This window comes from Bacillus cereus group sp. Bce019, assembly GCF_051781745.1.
GTDB lineage: Bacteria > Bacillota > Bacilli > Bacillales > Bacillaceae_G > Bacillus_A > Bacillus_A cereus.
Map to the genome: position 1 here is coordinate 1 of NZ_JBPWJX010000219.1, position 258 is coordinate 258.

Consider the following 258-nt stretch of genomic DNA (forward strand, 5'->3'; position numbering starts at 1 on the left):
GCCAGTAGCCACAACCGCGGCAAAAATGGCTATCGCAGGAACCCACACTTGCCAGTTCAATGAATCAAACTGAGCAGTAAAAAGTGGCAATAGGTAGAGGAGCAGGAAACCCATGTTCTCTCGATCGGCTGCCTCTACCGTAGTGGCGGAAAAGTTGGCGCGTTCAAGATGCTTTCTGGCATATCGGAGCACCAAAATGCAGATCACAATGAGAGTCATACATGCCACCAGCAGGATGGCAGCTTGTAAGGCTTCGCT

Annotated in this window: 1 protein-coding gene; it reads right to left on the minus strand. The window is 50.8% G+C overall.

Features of this window, described 5'->3' with window-relative positions; all coding sequences use genetic code 11:
* Positions 1 to 258: hypothetical protein (locus tag ACS2QP_RS28090; RefSeq protein WP_438883115.1), on the minus strand; the 258-nt coding region annotated here is incomplete at both ends.